At 38.1% G+C, this 360-nt stretch carries 1 protein-coding gene; it reads left to right on the top strand.

Features of this window, described 5'->3' with window-relative positions; translation table 11 throughout:
* A partial coding sequence (locus EI162_RS14530; protein ID WP_192524318.1) for an IS30 family transposase occupies positions 1 to 279 on the top strand: 279 nt, incomplete at its 5' end.
* Between the last annotated feature and the right edge of the window lie 81 nt (positions 280 to 360).

Here is a 360-nt window from a genome sequence, read left to right as displayed (position 1 = left end):
AAGACCATTACCTCTGACAATGGTAAAGAGTTTGCTCAGCATAAGAAGGTGAAACGAAAGCTCTTTACTTCCTTCTTCTTTGCCGATGCTTATGCGTCATGGCAGCGAGGAACCAACGAGAATACTAACGGCTTAATCAGAGAGTTCTTGCCTAAGGGTTGTGACTTTAGACAAGTCTCTGATAATGAGATACAGGACATTGAGAATAAACTAAACAACAGACCAAGAAAACGCTTAGGGTTTAAAACGCCCAATCAGGTGTTCTATAATATAATTTAGCGTTGCACTTGGTGTGTTAATCTAAGAAGTTAAAGAACTAAGTATGGACGATATTTTTAACCTAATGGAAAAAGTATATGC

Source organism: Psychrobacter sp. FME6 (assembly GCF_014861365.1).
Taxonomy (GTDB): Bacteria; Pseudomonadota; Gammaproteobacteria; order Pseudomonadales; family Moraxellaceae; genus Psychrobacter.
The sequence above is the reverse complement of the archived record's forward strand: the minus strand, read 5'-3'. Positions and strand labels throughout refer to the sequence as shown.